The organism is Peristeroidobacter agariperforans (assembly GCF_004138335.1).
GTDB lineage: Bacteria > Pseudomonadota > Gammaproteobacteria > Steroidobacterales > Steroidobacteraceae > Steroidobacter > Steroidobacter agariperforans.
This window is the reverse complement of the sequence record NZ_RYFW01000001.1, coordinates 754,001-769,240: the sequence shown is the minus strand read 5'-3', so window position 1 is coordinate 769,240 and position 15,240 is coordinate 754,001. Positions and strand designations below refer to the sequence as shown.

The 15,240-nt window shown below is 61.9% G+C and carries 15 protein-coding genes and 1 tRNA gene; 8 read left to right on the top strand and 8 right to left on the bottom strand.

The features are described 5' to 3' along the window. Window positions 1-91 precede the first annotated feature (91 nt). Window positions 92-601: a c-type cytochrome gene (locus EK373_RS03280; RefSeq protein ID WP_198683043.1), complete on the bottom strand. Its 510-nt coding sequence runs from the start codon at window positions 599-601 to the stop codon at window positions 92-94. Window positions 602-843: 242 nt separating this feature from the next. Here EK373_RS03280 and EK373_RS03275 point away from each other — a divergent pair. After that, window positions 844-920: transfer RNA gene (locus EK373_RS03275), tRNA-Arg, on the top strand. 76 nt (window positions 921-996) lie between these two features. Here EK373_RS03275 and EK373_RS03270 read toward each other — a convergent pair. The 5 genes from EK373_RS03270 to EK373_RS03250 all read right to left on the bottom strand — a co-directional run bounded on the left by EK373_RS03270 (window position 997) and on the right by EK373_RS03250 (window position 5,024). Further along, a complete protein-coding gene (locus tag EK373_RS03270) occupies window positions 997-1,368 on the bottom strand; it encodes a response regulator (RefSeq protein WP_129641306.1) in 372 nt (123 codons plus the stop codon). A 146-nt stretch (window positions 1,369-1,514) separates the two neighbouring features. Further along, window positions 1,515-2,039, bottom strand: coding sequence for a response regulator (locus tag EK373_RS03265; protein ID WP_129641305.1), 525 nt, complete (start codon window positions 2,037-2,039; stop codon window positions 1,515-1,517). Between the two features lie 213 nt (window positions 2,040-2,252). Continuing rightward, window positions 2,253-2,672 (bottom strand): hypothetical protein, encoded by a 420-nt coding sequence (locus EK373_RS03260; protein ID WP_129641304.1) that lies wholly within the window; start codon window positions 2,670-2,672, stop codon window positions 2,253-2,255. A gap of 9 nt (window positions 2,673-2,681) precedes the next feature. Further along, window positions 2,682-3,899 (bottom strand): hypothetical protein, encoded by a 1,218-nt coding sequence (locus EK373_RS03255; RefSeq protein ID WP_129641303.1) that lies wholly within the window; start codon window positions 3,897-3,899, stop codon window positions 2,682-2,684. 228 nt (window positions 3,900-4,127) lie between these two features. After that, window positions 4,128-5,024 (bottom strand): LysR family transcriptional regulator, encoded by an 897-nt coding sequence (locus tag EK373_RS03250; RefSeq protein ID WP_129641302.1) that lies wholly within the window; start codon window positions 5,022-5,024, stop codon window positions 4,128-4,130. A gap of 86 nt (window positions 5,025-5,110) precedes the next feature. Here EK373_RS03250 and EK373_RS03245 point away from each other — a divergent pair, with 86 nt between their 5' ends. Both EK373_RS03245 and EK373_RS03240 read left to right on the top strand, forming a co-directional pair. Further along, complete coding sequence (locus EK373_RS03245; RefSeq protein ID WP_129641301.1) at window positions 5,111-5,893, top strand: NAD(P)H-dependent oxidoreductase; 783 nt, start codon at window positions 5,111-5,113, stop codon at window positions 5,891-5,893. A 219-nt stretch (window positions 5,894-6,112) separates the two neighbouring features. Then, the gene (locus tag EK373_RS03240; RefSeq protein ID WP_129641300.1) at window positions 6,113-6,481 is read left to right on the top strand and encodes a RidA family protein; all 369 of its coding nucleotides are present in this window, start codon (window positions 6,113-6,115) and stop codon (window positions 6,479-6,481) included. Here EK373_RS03240 and EK373_RS03235 read toward each other — a convergent pair. Continuing rightward, window positions 6,478-6,894, bottom strand: coding sequence for an Lrp/AsnC family transcriptional regulator (locus EK373_RS03235; protein WP_129641299.1), 417 nt, complete (start codon window positions 6,892-6,894; stop codon window positions 6,478-6,480). The two genes, EK373_RS03240 and EK373_RS03235, sit on opposite strands and share 4 nt — an antisense overlap. Between EK373_RS03235 and EK373_RS03230 the strand changes: the two genes are divergently transcribed. The 5 genes from EK373_RS03230 to EK373_RS03210 all read left to right on the top strand — a co-directional run bounded on the left by EK373_RS03230 (window position 6,878) and on the right by EK373_RS03210 (window position 14,182). Continuing rightward, window positions 6,878-7,771, top strand: a complete 894-nt coding sequence (locus EK373_RS03230) for a TolB-like translocation protein (protein WP_198683042.1) — start codon at window positions 6,878-6,880, stop codon at window positions 7,769-7,771. The two genes, EK373_RS03235 and EK373_RS03230, sit on opposite strands and share 17 nt — an antisense overlap. Window positions 7,772-7,787: 16 nt before the next feature. Beyond that, on the top strand, window positions 7,788-8,615 hold the full coding sequence (locus tag EK373_RS03225) for a uroporphyrinogen-III synthase (protein WP_129641297.1): 828 nt from the start codon (window positions 7,788-7,790) through the stop codon (window positions 8,613-8,615). 190 nt (window positions 8,616-8,805) lie between these two features. Further along, window positions 8,806-9,519 (top strand): response regulator, encoded by a 714-nt coding sequence (locus tag EK373_RS03220; protein ID WP_129641296.1) that lies wholly within the window; start codon window positions 8,806-8,808, stop codon window positions 9,517-9,519. Next, entirely contained in the window at window positions 9,516-10,883 is a 1,368-nt protein-coding gene (locus tag EK373_RS03215) for a sensor histidine kinase (protein WP_198683041.1), read from the top strand. The genes EK373_RS03220 and EK373_RS03215 overlap by 4 nt, the downstream gene beginning before the upstream one ends. Before the next feature lie 341 nt (window positions 10,884-11,224). Beyond that, window positions 11,225-14,182, top strand: a complete 2,958-nt coding sequence (locus EK373_RS03210; RefSeq protein WP_129641295.1) for a TonB-dependent receptor domain-containing protein — start codon at window positions 11,225-11,227, stop codon at window positions 14,180-14,182. A gap of 57 nt (window positions 14,183-14,239) precedes the next feature. On the opposite strand, the gene EK373_RS03205 is transcribed toward EK373_RS03210, so the two are convergent. Next, the gene (locus EK373_RS03205; protein WP_129641294.1) at window positions 14,240-15,163 is read right to left on the bottom strand and encodes a LysR family transcriptional regulator; all 924 of its coding nucleotides are present in this window, start codon (window positions 15,161-15,163) and stop codon (window positions 14,240-14,242) included. Window positions 15,164-15,240: the final 77 nt, after the last annotated feature.

Sequence of the window (15,240 nt, the reverse complement as noted above, 5' to 3'; positions counted from 1 at the left end):
CAGGACGCCGTGTGGATTTGGCCGGCGCTCGACGGCCCGGCGGAGATTGCTGCGCTCGGCACATCCGAGCGCAGCAACTCGAACTGCGGGATTACTTCGAGCCAGCGACCATGTAGTCGACGGCATTGATGATCGACTTGTCGGCCAGGTCCGCGCGGCCACCTTTCGGCGGCATGAAGCCGGCGGTGCCCTGGAAGCCTTCGATCGCGTGCTTGTGTAGCGTCTCCGCGCCCTTGGCGATACGCGGGCCCCAGGCAGCCTTGTCACCCATCTTCGGCGCGCCGGCGACGCCGGCGCCGTGGCAGGCCATGCACGCCATGTTGAACACTTCCTCGCCACCCAGCTCCTTGGCCGGTTCCGCAGCCGCCGCCTGAACCGGCGCCAGCGCCGAGTTGTCCTGGCCCGCGACCGCAACCTTGGCCACCGGCGCAATGCGCTCGGCCACCACGGCCTGGTTCACCGGATCGGTGATCACATGCTGTTCCTGCGTACCGGACGCGATGATGCGCGCCAACACATATAGAAGGATGGCAATGCCGATCAAAATGCCGAGTACCAGCATGAAGGTGTCAAAGAACTTTCTATCGTGCTCGGCGCTCACTTCGGCTCCAACAACAGGCTACAGGGCGGGGAAAGCCACATGGCAAAACGGCGCGCAGTATAGCGGCGTCGCCGCTCCCGATAAACTCAGCAGGCTAACTCTCTGATCGGCCGGAGATTCTGCCGCTGGCCTTGGGCTGGCGGCCCAGGCCGGCTATGATTCGCGCCCCGCTCGCCGGCGCTGTCCGGCCAGGGATAAGCCGGCGAGGCTCGCCGGCGGGACTGCTACAATCGTCCCCGCACGCGCCCGTAGCTCAGTTGGATAGAGTATCGGTTTCCGAAGCCGAGGGTCACTGGTTCGAATCCAGTCGGGCGCGCCATCCTTTCGCCGAGTTGCCTGGCGTCGAAGCTCAACTAGCTGGTTGAGCGTCTTTGCGACTCTGGTCTTGCCAGCGATCAGGCGTGCGCTTCGGTGAGCAGCACCGATCTCAACAATTCGACCAGCGTGGCGTCGTCGAACGGTTTGGCCAGGATGATCAATTCGTGATCCGCGGCGAAACGGCGGGTCTCGGGCGTCTCCAGTCCCGTGGTGAGAATCACAGGCAACTGCGGCTGCTGATGCAGCAGGTGCTGCACCACCGTCGCGCCGTTGCGATCGGGCAATGCCATATCGACCAGCGCGGCATCCCATTCAACGCCGACTCTGTCATCGATCACTGTGCTGCCTAGGTAAGCGCAGTCGACATCGAAACCCGCATCGACGAGTGCTTCGCGGAGCGAGAGCGCGACGAGGAGTTCATCTTCCACAATCAAGATGCGCGCAGTCATGGCGATGACTTCACTATCTAACCGCTGATCCGACAGGCCGTTTTATTTAGTCGGCTGAGTAGTGCCAGATGTATCGAATTACGCGCGTCTGGAGATCAGAGATTATGCGTACGCGTGCAGGGCACGCAGATGCCTATAAACATAGGTTAAGCGTGACCAGCGATCTCAGGCAGAGGTAGTTGCGGTCTTCGCCAGCGTGAGCCTGGAGATGGGCGTGGCGAACGCGCGGACTCCGTTCCGTAGGGTCGAAGCGCCCAGGGAAGCCAGCGTTGGGTGCAGGCCTCGATCACCGCACAGTAACGCTGGAAGTCGCAAGGCAACGTCAGATACGCGTTGGCGTCGAATTTGTTATAGCGTCGATGGATATCCGGGTTGCCCTCGATGCTCGCCAGTATTACGGGCACCGCGCAAGTGAGCGGATGGGCCCGCATCAGGTCGAGCACGCACAAGCCGCCGATACTGGTCATTTCCAGACTGAGAATCACCAGCTGCGGCATACAGGCCGGCCGGCCTGCAAACACTCCCGTCGAAAACAGGTAGTGCAGAGCCTCGCTGCCGTCCATCAGGTGCAATACGCGAGCGCGCGGCGCCACTTGCTCAAAAGCCACGAGCGTGGTCTGCGCGTCCAGCAGGTGGTCGTTGACGACGAGAACATCGGCGCTTGGAACCATACGAAAACTCACTGTGAAAAGGAGTCGATGGCATCAATGGAAAGGCTGCCCGCGCCAATGAAGTTCCGCTTGGAATGAATCTCGCTGAAAAGCGCGCTTCGGCGCTGCCCGCTGCGCAAATAGAGCCGAAAATGCTCAATCCGAAAGCAAGCGGCCCCGGTGCGCGCTGAGTCGCACCGGGGCCGCTTACATCAACAACTCACAATCGTTCGATTACAGCTTCGCGACCGCTTTGACAGAGCCGTCCACCGCGCTCGAATCGATGTAGCCGATCGCCTTCGGATCGGAGGCGACCCAGGCTTTCACCTCGGCATCGCTCTTCAGCTCTTTCGGCGGAGTCGCTTTGCCCGTGAAAGTCAGCCGCGCCCAAGTGGCTTTCGCCTGCGCGCTCGAGCGACCGGTGGCCTTCTGATAGAAGTCACCGCGAATACCCGCCGCTTCCGGCTGATCGGCCAGCGCCGCAGTGCTGCCGTCCGGGAACGTCGTGCTGTTGCCGAGATACAGAGCAGAAACCTGCTCCGCGCTCAGGCTGGCCGCCGCGTTTTTCGGATTGACGATCACCACCACTTCCGCATTCGCAGCGCCGGCGCCGAGCGCCAGGGCGGCGAGCACGCACCATTTCGAATTACGCATGGCTCACCTTTAGAACAAGAAGTCGGCCGTGAGGGTGTACATGTTGACGCTGTCACTGAATCCAGCCGGTGCGGCGCTCAGGAAACCCTTGCCGCCGTCCTTCGGATTGATGCGATCGAATTGGCCCTTCAACACCGCGCCCTTGAGGAACGCGAACGCGGGCAGTTCGTAGCGCACGCCAACGGCGTAACTGTCCTGATCGCTGGTGCCGGCGGCGAGGCTGTCGAGCTGGGTGTCGAGCACGATGCCGGCGAGCGAAGTACGCGGAATCAGATTCGTGGAACGAGGGCTGTCCACGGTCAACGTCGCGTAAGTCACATACGGCGCAAAGCTGCCGAAGCGATGACCCGCCGTCACGTAAGCGCCGCTGAGTTCCGGCACGATAACGCGCTCGCTGCCGCGCTTGGCGAACTCGGAAATCACGAACGTGCTGCCATTGTCGTACTGCAGGCCGAGGTTGAAGATCGGCGACTTGTTGCCGTCGAAGCCCACTTGCTTCGCCTGCTCGACATAGCCGGCGCCGGCAATCGCGTTGACCAGCCCCTGCGTGCTGCGCATCTCGCCGTCATACGTCTTGGTGTGATAGCCGATGCGGCCGGTGAACGAGCCGATTTCGCCGCTCACAGCCAGACCGTACCAATCCTTCACGTCGATGGAGGCGTCGCCGCCAGCGGCAATGGGCAGCGTCAGTTCGCCGACGCCCGCATACGGCTGCACGGTGACTTTCACCGGGCCGGCGTTCACGCTCCACACCGCATCGACACCAGTCATCTGATACACGGGGCTGATGCCGTAAACTTCCAGCGGCGGACGCGCCCAGGTGTTGGCATAGCCGAGATACACGGAGTCGGAGAACATAAAGGTCGGCGGACGGGTCAGACCGCCGCGGATCGCCAGGTTCGACAGCGGCTGCCACTTCACGTACGCCCAGTCGAGGCTAGGGCCGAAGTCGCCATCGGGCTGAGTCTTCACGACGCCCTGCGCCGTAACCGACCACTGGTCATCGAAGCGCACGGTGCCCTGCACGCCGAGGATCGAGTCGTATTCCAGCGAGCCCGAAGAATCGATGGCTTCCTTGTTGGTGGAGGAACGGTACAGCACGCCGTCTTTGTCCACTTCGGAGTAACCCGCCGTGCTGAAGCCGCTGTAGTGAAAATCCACTGCCGAGCTGACCGTCGGCAGCGCGGCGCAAACTGCCACCGCTAGAATTGAACCGCGCAAACGCATGAGATAAATGCTCCTGAACGAAATCGTCGCGAAACCAGGTCGTAGATGAACCGGACTCTCAATCGAGTCGCGTATCGGGAAGCAGGCGACGGTTCTTGAGCGGCGCTGTAGCGGCGTTGCGCAACCCACCAACTGGCTCACAACAGGTGGCGCGCGATCGCCTCATTCGCGGCTTAGACGAAACCCTAAGCCAGTGCTTTTCTCATTGACGTTGCAGCGACGCTGCAATCAGACCGCGCGAACGATCTGTTCGCGCAGCCACTGTTGTGCGGGGTCGACATGGCTGCGCTCGTGCCAGACCATGCCCATTTCGTAGCCCGGCACAGGGAGGGGAGGGGAAACCACGAGGAGCTCTTCGGTGTGTTGCCGAACCAGTCGTGCGGGAACCAGCGCAACCAGATCGCTCTGGGCAACGAGCTCCGGAACGAACAAGAAATGCTGAGTGGACAGCACGACGCGACGTTTGCGGCCGCGGCTCTCGAGTGCAGTGTCGGTCACGCCGCGGAAGCCGCCGCCATCCGGCGAGACGAGCACATGATCGAGCTCGCAGAAGCGATCGAGCGTCAGTTTGCGTTTGAAGGCGGGATGTTTCTTGCGGGCGATCAGCACATAGTGTTCCCGATACAGCACCTGACGGTGCAGATGCTCGGGTGCCGCCTCCATCGCAAGCAGAGCGACATCGAGGGCGCCGTTCTCCAGTTGCTTGAACATTCGACTGTGACTGGCCTGGTGCGCGGCGACCCTCGACAGCGGTGCTGCACGTCGTAGCTTCGGCAAGAGCGGCAGCAGGATCGCCTGTTCCGCGTAGTCCGCGGCGGCGATCTGCCAGATCACGTTCGCCTCCTTCGGATCGAAGACGTGACTCTTGTTCAGAACCTTTCTGACTTCGGCCAGAGCAGCCTGCACGGCGGGAAGCAGCGCCTGACCACGGGCTGTCGGGATCATCCCGCCGGCGGCGGGAGATAACAGCGGATCGGCAAACAACTCTCGAAGCTTGCGCAGCTGCACGCTCACTGAAGGCTGGCTCAAATGCAGCCGCTGCGCTGCGCGCGTCACGTTGCGTTCGGTGAGCAGCGTTTCCAACGTCACCAGCAGATTCAGATCGATGCCGCGTAAATTGTTCATCGCTATAGCCCGTATCAAAACTATTCATTTCCGCTATGGCGACGAGCATTGCACAGTGCGCCTCGGAACGCATCGACAGGTGATTCATGAAAGTATTGATGGTGTATGCGCATCCCGAGCCTCGCTCCTTGAACGGAGCCCTGCGGGACTTTGCAGTCGCGCATCTGCGTGCCTCCGGGCACGAGGTGCTGGTGTCGGATCTGTACGCGATGGGCTGGAAGGCCGCGCTCGACGGCGATGACTTTCTGAATCGAGACGCGAGCGCGCCTCTGAAAGTGGAGCTGGCGTCGAAGTATGCCTTCGAGGAGAACGCACAGTCCGCGGACATCGCGAACGAGCAGAAGAAGCTATTGGCGGCCGACGCCGTGATTCTTCAGTTCCCGCTGTGGTGGTTCACCATGCCAGCGATCCTCAAGGGTTGGGTGGAGCGCGTGTACGCTTATGGTTTTGGTTACGGGGTGGGCGAGCACTCGGATCGCAGATGGGGCGATCGATACGGCGAAGGTACGTTCAAAGGCAAGCGTGCGATGCTGATCGTGACCGCTGGAGGCTGGGCCGAGCATTACGCGGAGCGTGGCATCAATGGACGCATCGACGACCTGCTGTTCCCGATCAATCACGGCGTGCTCCATTATCCCGGCTTCGACGTACTGCCGTCGTTCGTGATCTATCGGACGGGACGCATGGACGAGGCTCGTTATCTGCGGACCCGGGCCGAGCTGGGCGAACGGCTGGATACGCTATGGAGCGCCGAGCCGATTCCTTATCGCACGCAGAATGGCGGCGATTATGAGATTCCGTCGATGCAGCTGAAGAGCGGGCTGGGCATTGGCCGGCTGGGATTGGACATCCATCTCGCCGATCGCTGAACTGGTCAGGGCGCTGTGTAGCTCCAGTGCAGCGCCAGTAAGCCGCGCGCGAAAGCGCAGGCCTTTCGCATCGATTGCCGCCGAAGTGGCGGCGGGGCCGTCAATTGGCCGGCCGGTACTCCCGTTCACATACGGCAAACTTCATCCATGCAACGACGACACGTGTGCGCGAGCATTTTGGGTGGAGTGGTATTTCCGGGTTCCATGGCGGCGACGGCGATGAGTAATAGAGCAATCAACTCCAGCGGCCTCTCTTACGCGCAGGCTTGTCTGGTCGAGCGACCGAGCAAGCTCCTGTTCATCAGCGGTCAGGTTCCCGCCGATGCGGAAGGCAAAGTGCCCGAGCGCTTCGAAGATCAGTGCCGCCTCGTCTGGCGCAACATCGAAGCCCAACTCATCGCCGCGGGCATGAAGCTGACCGACCTGGTCAAAGTCACGGTGTTTCTCTCCGATCGACAGTACCGCGCAGCCAACGCGGCCGTGCGCAAGGAGGTCCTCGGGACGCACGCGCCGGCGCTGACCATCATCATCACCGGCATCTACGACGAAGAGTGGTTGCTCGAGATCGAAGCGATCGCTGCTGCCTAGGCATCCTTGTCGCGTTTGAGAATCAGTGAAGTGGTAACGTCGATCACGTCCGGCAAAGTGGCAATGTGGTCGCGGGTCGAGTTGAGCTGCGAGGTCGCGCGCGCCTCGATCTCGACCGCAAGATCGATGTCGCCACTCAGTGAATAGCAGCGGCGAACGTCTGGCAATCCCGTGATGGCAGCCACAGTTTTCGGCGCCGGCGTCTTTGAAAGTTTCAGCAGCAGCAGCGCGGACAAGCCATCAGCGTCGGCAATACGAGCGTGATAACCAATAATGACGCCAGACTCTTCCAGCTTCACCAAACGCTCGCGGACCGTGCTCCGCGCCAGCTTTACTTTGGCTGCAATGGTTTTCAACGGCATCCGCGCGTTCGTGCGCAGAAGCGAGACAATCTGCATGTCGATCGTATCCATCGTCGCTCTCCGCTGCCTTCACTGGGCAGCCGCCAGCATTTTCGTCGTCAGTATTGCTTGGTCGCAACCAGTGGCCACGCCGAAACGCTGGACACCGCCCGCGATCTCGTCGTCCGGCTACGAATCGTCGCCAACCTTCACGCCCGACGGTCGCGAGATGTACTTCCTCAGCGCCGACACCAACTTCGACAAGTATCGAGTCATGGTGTCCCGATGCGAGCGCGGCGCATGGAGCAAACCGGAAGTCCCATCGTTCGCCCAGTCGCTGCCCGCGGTCGAAGCGGATCCGTTCGTGACCTATGACGGCCGTCGCTTGTACTACATCTCGACGCGCCAGGACCCCAAGCATGAGGACTTCGACATCTGGATGGTCGAGCGCTCGACCAACGGTGCGTGGAGTGAGCCGAAGCGTTTGCCTGAACCGGTGAATTCGTCGACGTCGGAGCTGCTGCCCCGTGAGGACATGCGAGGTCGCTTGTACTTCGGCTCCGCTCGTGAGGGCGGCGCAGGTCAGGGTGACATTTACATGGCCACGCGTCAGACCGACGGTAATTGGCAGGTCGAAAACGTCGGCCCGCCGGTGAACACGCCGTCGTTCGAGTATGAAGCGGAAGTGTCACGCGATGGCAGCACCATGATCGTGGTCGCGCATCGCACCGAGCGATCGCATCTATATCAATATAAGTGGCGCGACGATCGCTGGGTGGAGGTCGGAGAGATTCCGGCGCTGGCGGAGCAATTTCAGGTCGGGCCGTTGCTGTCACCGACCGGCGATCGGCTGCTGTTCGCGCAGCGTGATGGCGAGCGGTCTGGCGAGATGTTCCTGGTCGATCTCGCACCGAAGGCCGCGGAGGTCTGGCCTCCGCGCTGCCGTTGATGGTATAGCAGGAGGAATGGCAACACTCACTGGTCGCACCATCGCGGTCCCCGAAACCCGGGAGCTGGATGTCTTCTCTGCAATGCTCGAACGCCGGGGCGCGACGGTCCTGCGCTGTCCGCTCGTGGCGATTCTGGATGCGCCCGATCCCAAGCCCGTGCTCGATTGGCTGCACGCTTTCAGTGCCGGCTCCTGCGACGACTTGATCCTGCTGACGGGCGAAGGTCTGCGTCGCTTGCTCAGCTGCATCGACAAGAACGAGCCCTCGCTGCGCGATCCGTTCGTGCAGCGCTTGGGCGCGGTGAGAAAGATCACGCGAGGCCCGAAGCCGGCGCGAGCTTTGCGAGAATTGGGACTCAAGCCCGAGGTCGCAGCAGAGTCGCCGACCACGCAAGGCGTGATCGATTCGCTGCGCGCCGAAAATCTGCAAGGTCGCGCAGTGGGTGTGCAGTTGTATGGCACTGAACCCAATCGGCCACTGATAGAGTTCCTGCAATCCGCGGGCGCGCAGGTGCGGACGGTCGCCCCTTATGTGTACGCCGATAAGCTTGCCGACGACGCGGTTCGCGACCTCATGCAAAAGATGGCGGCGGGCAGTGTGGACATCATCGCGTTCACCAGCACCCCGCAAATCGAGCGCCTGTTCAACGTCGGCCCGCCAGAACTGGTGCGAGCCGCGTTTGAGAAAACCGAGGTCGCAGCGATTGGCCCGGTAGTGGCCGATGCGCTGAAGCGGCACGATATTCCCGTCAGGTTGATGCCAGAGGACTCGTTCTTCATGAAGCCGCTGACCACGGCGATCGAGCAGGGCATCGGCACGCCGAACGGCGCGTCGCAAAGTTAAAAGACCGGCCGTCCCTGGCCGCCGGCGGCAGCGGGCCTGAAGTGGGGATCAGGCCGGTGCCAACCAAGTGCGCTCAAGCGTGCCTGTTTCGTACTGCAGTTTGTTTGGCGTTTGGTCAATGACGTGTAACAGTCTGTAACTGCGTGCGCCGTGCTTGAGAATTGCCAGGGGCCTGCCGTACAAGAGCGGGATGCGAGCCGCCGCCAACTTACTCATTGTCGAAGACGACCCCGAAATCCGGCAGATGGTTGCCGATCTCATGCGCCGTGAAGGCTTCGAGGTCGACGCAGCCGAGGATGCGCGGGGCATGGATGATGTGCTCGCACGCCGCCGACCGGATCTGATCGTGCTGGACCTGATGCTGCCGGGCGAAGATGGCTTGAGCATCTGTCGCCGCCTGCGGGCCCATAGCAACTTGCCCATCCTCATGCTCACGGCGAAGAGCGACGAAGTCGATCGCGTCGTCGGCCTGGAAATGGGCGCCGACGACTATCTCGTCAAACCCTTCGGGCCGCGTGAGTTGTTGGCGAGAGTGCGAGCGCTACTACGGCGAGGCGCGTCGACGCCGCCGACCGCGCGTGAGCGGCGCTTCTCGTTCGGCGGCTTCGTCATCGATCTCGATGCGCGCGAGCTGGTCGATCAGAACAGAACGCCGGTCGCGTTGACCGCCGCCGAATTCGATCTGCTTGCGTGCTTCATTCAGCACCCGCGACGCGTGCTGACCCGTGAGCAGATTCTGAGTTGGACGCGCGGGCGCATGGCCGATCCGTTCGACCGGACGGTGGACATGCAGATCTCCCGCTTGCGACGCAAGCTCGATACAGCCAGTCCGTCTGCCAAGCTGATCACGACCGTGCGCAACGGTGGCTACCTGTTCACTGCGCACGTCGGCAATGTCGCATGATCACGCGACTCACATTCGCCTCGCGACTCGGCTTGATCGTCGTGCTGAGCCTGATCGTCGGCTGGATCGCGTCGACGGCCATCTTCTACATGGCGACCGCCAGGGAAGACGGAGAGTCACGGCCACTGCCGTTGCCCCGGCAGATTGCGGCAATCGTTCAACTGCTCGAGCAAGCCAGCGGCAGCACGGAGCGTTTGCTGATCATTCGCGCTGTCGGCTCGCCGAAGTTCAGCGTGCAGCTCGTGAGCGCATTACCGCTGCTGCTAACGCCGCAGACCCGTCCTTTCGAGTTGCGCGCGCAACTACTCGAGAAGGCGCTCGACGAAATTGGCGGACGACCGTTCAGCCTCACGTTCGACGCAGCGGCCGGCCATGACAAGCGGCCGCCGCAGTTCTCCTACATGACGCCGACCGATCTGGAGCTGCGCGTCCGCTTGAAGACGGGAGAAACATTGGTGATTCGCGGCTATCACCGGCCGACGACCAACGTGTATGGCATGCCGATCGGGTTCATTGCCGGTCTGGTCGGCACGCTCACGGGCTTGATGGCGTTGATCATCATGCATCGACAGACCCGGCCGCTCGCGCGGCTGGCGGCAACGGTCGATCAGTTCGACTTCTCCGGTCAGCCGACGATGCTGGCGGAAACACGTTCGGCTGCGCCTGAGATTCGCGCGCTGATTGCTGCGTTCAATCGTTTGCAGGCTCGGCTGGCGCAACTGCTGCGTGCACGAATGGCAATGCTCGGCGGCATTTCTCACGATGTACGAACATTTGCCACGCGCCTGCGCCTGCGTGTCGATCACATTCCCGACAAGGCGGATCGCGAGCGCGCCGTCGCCGATATCGACGACATGATTCGTCTGCTCGATGACGCTCTGCTCGCCAGTCGAGCCGGCGCCGGCGAGCTCATCGAGGAATTGGTCGAATTCAGGCAGGTTGTGCGAGACGAAGTCGACGATCGTTCCGCGGAGCGAGCGCCGATCCATTTGCAGTCGGTGACGGCCCAACAAGATGCCATCGTGCTCGGCGATCGAGTGGCGCTGCGTCGAGTCGTAGCAAATCTGATCGACAACGCTCTGCAGTACGGGCGTGCCGCGCACGTACACGTGGCTGCAAGCGATCGATCCGTGCAGCTCACGGTCGATGACGAAGGTCCCGGCATTCCCATCGAGCAGCGGGAAGCTTTGCTCGAGCCATTCGTTCGTTTGGAAACATCTCGTAATCGCCGCACCGGCGGCGCCGGGCTCGGGCTCGCCGTCGTGCGCAGCCTGGTAGAAGCGCACGGTGGCGCAATCAACATCGGTGACGCGCCGACGGGTGGCGCGCGCTTCACGGTCAGTCTGCCGCTCTTTCACGCTTGACCGCCTCGACGAGCGAAACCGATCTGTATCATTTTTGACGCCGATTCCGACGTACAGAATCACAACCAGATTGTCACGTCGGAATTCGCAAATTTCTTGCGCGCCATTGCAATGATTTATTAAGCGCGTTGACCCTCGCTGACACTGTCACGTACAACAGTTCGAGTGCTTCACAAAGCGCGGTCATGACCGCCACGGCAAGCACCAAACAAAGTTCGCGGCGACGACGAGCGATGCAACGTGCGCCTCGCGAGGATGCTGCGAACGACTGACGATAGAACACATACCAGCAGTGTTCGCCCAGGCGGCGGGTCACGGCCGCGGATGTAGTGGGGGATAATATGAAGTCGAATCGTAGCCCGTGGGTCCGGCGCGTCCGCACGTCGCGTGACGTCGTCGCCATCAATCAGAAGTTGCGGGATGGTGTGCGCGGTGTGCTGGCAGGCTCGCTCCTGCTCGGCAGTGGCGCGGTCATGGCGCAACAGGCTGGCGTCGAAGAGCTCGAAGTCATCGTGGTGACCGGCTCATATATTCAAGGCACGGCCGAAGACGCCGCGCTGCCTGTCGACGTGTTCACCGCCGACGATTTGCAGATGCAAGGCTCGCCGACGATGGTGGACCTGGTGAAGTCCATTCCCGCCGTGCAGGGTGTGCTCGGCGAGTCGAATCAATTCGGTTCGGCGCAATCCACGGGTAGCAGCAACATCAATTTGCGCGGTATCGGCGCGGTGCGCACGCTGGTGCTGATGAACGGTCGTCGTATCGCAGGCTCGCCGACGGGCAGCGGCGTCGACACCAACTTGTTGCCGATGGCAGCGATCGGTCGCATCGAAGTACTGAAAGACGGCGCCGCCGCGACGTACGGTTCCGACGCGGTCGCGGGTGTCGTCAACTTCATCACCAAGAGCAATGTCGAAGGTCTGTCGCTCGATGCTTCATACAGCTACATCGATGGCTCCGATGGCGACTACCATGCAAATGCCTTATGGGGCCATCGCGCCGACACATGGAATGTCATGGTCGCCGCGGGCTATCGCCATCGTTCCGAGTTGAACACCACAGAGCGCGACTGGGCGGTGCGCTCCTACGATGTGAACCCGCAAGGTGGTTACTCCGGATTCGGCAACCCGGGGCAGTACAACACCACAGCGTTCACAGCACCGGACGGCACGGTAGACGCCGCAGGGTCGTTCCGAGATCCAGGTTGTACGGCCCTGGGCGGATTCGAAGTTCTCCCTGGGGATGGCTGCCGCTTTCAGTACATCACTTTCGACAATCTCGCCGAGCGCGAAGAGCACTACCAGCTCTACAGCGAATTCAACATGGATATCGGCGAGAAGACCGCGTTCCACCTGGAAGCGCTGTATGCGGTTCACGATGCGCCGGAAGAAAATTCTTCGCCGTCCTACGGTCCGCAGCAGGGCGCGAATCTGACTGCGACGCGGACCACCGGGCTGCTGTCACCGAATTACATCATTCCGCTCAGCAATCCGGGCTTGCAAGCTATCCTGCCGCTCCTCGGCGCAGATGATCGTGGCGACGTGTTGGCGCGTCGCTTCGTGGTCGCGAGCGGCCTGCAGTGGCGTCCTTTGGGCAACGGCGGCAATCCGCTCACGGGTGAGGGTAAGAAAGACGAGCGTTTGTTCGATGGCTTCCGCGTGTCGGCGGGCCTGAATGGCGAATTCGGTCCCGACATCGGCTGGGATGCGGCTGTGACCTTCAGCGAGAACACTCGCGAGGTGAATACGCCCGACATCCTTGCGTACCGTCTGCAACTCGCGTTGAACGGCCTGGGCGGTCCGAACTGTTCCGGCGGCGTCGCGGGCCAGGGCGGATGTTTGTTCTTCAATCCGTTCTCGAATGCGTTCGCGGGCAATCCCTCGACCGGCGCAGTCAACAACCTCAACTACAACCCGGCGCTGGCGAACGATCCGGCGGTGGTCGACTGGATGTTCGAGGACACCGGCGCGACGGATACTTCCTCGACGCTGGCAGTCGATCTGGTGTTCAACGGCGAGTTGCCGTTGTCGCTGCCGGGTGGCGCCATCGGTTGGGCGGCCGGCGGCCAGTATCGTGACGAAGGTTACGAGCGCGACGTCAATTTCTGGTCCGACATCGACCAGAATCCCTGCGTCGATACGCCGGTGAACGGCAACATGGGTTGCACGACCCAGTTCGGTGTATTCACGTTCTTCGGTCCACAGCGCAATCAGGACCTGAGCCGCGATGTGTTCGGCGTGTTCGGCGAAGTGAATCTGCCGCTGCTCGAGTCGCTGCAGGCGCAAGTCGCGTTGCGTTACGAGGACTACGGCGGCCTGGTCGGCTCCACCACCAATCCGAAGATATCGATGCGTTGGCAGGCGCTCGATTGGCTGGCCTTCCGTGGCTCGGCCGGCAGCACGTTCCGCGGTCCGCAGCAGACCCAATTGTTGGACGGCTTCAGCACCACCCTGGTCTACACGGGCGTCAATCGGGGCTACAAGCCCTATGACAATTACGGCAATCCGGACCTGAAGCCGGAAGAGGCCGATACGTTCAACTTCGGCACCCTGGTGCAGGCCGGCAACTTCAAGGCCACACTGGATTACTGGAGGTTCAACTTCGATAATCCGATCGGCACCGAGGGCGGCACCGAACTGGTCGCAACGTTCTTTGGCGTGAATCCGGGCGATCCGAACCGTTGCAACGACGCGGCCTACGATGCGTTGCAGACTCGCTTCACGTTCACGAGCCCGACGGCTTGCAGCGCTGCCGCACTGATTCGTACTCGCGTCGATGTGATCAACGGACCGGAAGAAAAGATCTCCGGCCTGGACGCCAGCTTGTCCTATCTGTTCGAAGGCGTGGCGGGCGGCGAGTTGCTCGTGGGCGCGGACGGCTCATACACCTTGAAGTACGAGCGAGATGCATTGTTCGTCGAGGGTGTGCTGATTCAAGAAAAGGACGACTACGCTGGCACTCGTGGCGGCGCAGGCACCGGCTCCCTGCCCAAACTGCGCGGCTCGACATATCTGGATTACAGTCTCGGCAACCACGCTTTGCGTTGGACGACCCGTTACATCGATGGCGTAACGGATGTGCGCTCGAGCGTGCCGGATGGGCGGCGTGAAATCGGCTCGTTCCTGACGCACGATCTGGTGTATCGCCTGCAGCTGCCGGCGCAGACCACGTTCGTTGCGTCCGTGATCAACCTGACGGATCGCGATCCGCCGCTGGCGCTGCTGGATCTGAGCTACGACCCGTTCATCGGCAATCCGCTCGGGCGCTACTTCAAGGTGGCTGCGACTAAGCAGTTCTGATTCAGCGGTAGACCGAAACAAAACGCCGCTCGATCTCGAGCGGCGTATTTATTGGCGTCAGTCCTCCAGCGACCAGCCTTTCTCCCACGGCGGCTCCGGCCCGAAGGTGTTCGCGACGAAATCGACGAACGCGCGCACCTTCGGCATCAGATTGCGCCGCTCCGGATAGACCGCATGCACGGCAATCTCCGGTGGACTGAACTTGCAAAGCAGCGGCTTCAACTCGCCCGAGCGCAGTTGATCGCCCAAATAAAAAGTCGGTAGCTGGATGATGCCGCCGCCCGCGATGGCCGCTGCACGGTTCACGAGCCCGTTGTTGGTATGAAGATTCCCGTTTACCGGCACCACGTGTTCCTGACCGTCGCTATCGGTGAAGCGCCATTCGCGCGGCGTGCTCAGCGGCGTATAGAGAATGCAGTTGTGCTCGAGCAGGTCTTCGGGCCGCTCCGGTGTGCCGTGCTTCGCGAGGTACGCGGGCGATGCACAGATGACCTGGCGCGTGGGCGCGATCTTGCGCGCGATCAAGTTTGAATCGCGCAAGCGTCCGATGCGGATCGCGACGTCGAAACCTTCTTCGACCAGATCGACTTGACGATCGTCCAGGCTCAGCTCGACGGTCACGCCCGGATAACGCTCCATGAATGTTTGTATTGCCGGGCCGAGCTGCAGGATGCTGAAAGACATCGGTGCGGAAACGCGCAGCGTGCCGCGCGGCTCGGTTTGAAAGCGCGCTACTTCGAGCTCGGCGTTCTCGATCTCACGCAGCGCGCTGCCGCTGCGCCGATACAACTCGGCGCCTGCTTCGGTGAGGCTGAGCCGGCGTGTCGTGCGATTCAACAATCGCGCGCCCAGCTTCTCCTCCAGGCGGGTGACGGCCTTGCTGACCACGGGCTGCGACATCTCCAGCGCCTCGGCCGCGGCCGTGAAGCTGGAGAGCTCGACTACTTTGACGAAGATGGCGATGTCGGTGAGGTTTTGCATTGCGTCGATTCGTGGAATAAATCCCATGCCGCCAGGGCCGATGATCCGGCGCCGGCGCTGGGACTACCGTAGCACCC